The 828-nt window shown below is 51.1% G+C and carries 2 protein-coding genes; both read right to left on the reverse strand.

From position 1 onward, the window contains the following. Positions 1-2: 2 nt before the first annotated feature. Positions 3-563: an IS630 family transposase gene (locus U8U68_RS21980; protein WP_322204604.1), complete on the reverse strand. Its 561-nt coding sequence runs from the start codon at positions 561-563 to the stop codon at positions 3-5. Positions 564-593: 30 nt separating this feature from the next. Then, positions 594-828: helix-turn-helix domain-containing protein (locus tag U8U68_RS21985; protein WP_322204606.1), on the reverse strand; the 235-nt coding region annotated here is incomplete at its 5' end.

Here is an 828-nt window from a genome sequence, read left to right on the forward strand (position 1 = left end):
TATTACTTCTGCGTGCAAAGATAGGAAAGTGAAGGATGAAGGAAGAAACTGGAAACGGCAGAGGGATGATGCTGTAATCTGCGCATAAATGACTGGATTTTGTGGGAAATATCTTCCACAGTATAGGGCAGCTGTCCCGAGTGAACGGAAATTTTCAAAGCGTGATTCAAATATTCATCAGTGTTGTATTCCGGCGCGTAGGGTGGCAGGAAGAACACCTCTATCTTCTCCTTATTCTTCTCCAGCCAGGCCGCAGCAAGCTTGCCGTGGTGTACCTTCAGATTGTCCAGAATCAAGAACACTTTCTGCTCTGATGTGCGAATCAGCCGCTGCATGAAACGGATCAGCCGCTGTTGGTTCATGGTGTCCTGATAAACCATGAAACGGACGCTGCCCTGGCTGCTGATGGCAGAGATCATATTGACCCTCTGCCGCTTCGTCTCCACTGGCAGCACGGGAGGACGACCCTTAGGTGAGAAGCCGCGTTCTACTATTTCGCAGTTGCTTACCCCAGTCTCATCTGCCCAATAGATGATGGCGTTTTCTGCTTTCGCACGTTTCAAAACAGCAGGATATTCCTCGCTTTTCCACCTTTAGATGCCCTGAGGGTTCTGTCTCCGCGCACGCTTCACCGGGCGCTGGCAGCTCATGCCCCAGCGCTTCATGTAATCCGACAGCGTACGCTCGCTGATCGTTTTGTGGAATTCCTTCTGGATATATTCCCGCGTCCGTCCCAATGTCCACAACCTGCCGGTGATTCCGAATTCTTCCGGCACTCTCTCCTCAATTGTCTTCCGGACATTCTCTTGCTCTTCCGGGGTTAGAACC

This window comes from Acutalibacter intestini, from assembly GCF_034334985.1.
Classification (GTDB): domain Bacteria; phylum Bacillota; class Clostridia; order Oscillospirales; family Acutalibacteraceae; genus Acutalibacter; species Acutalibacter intestini.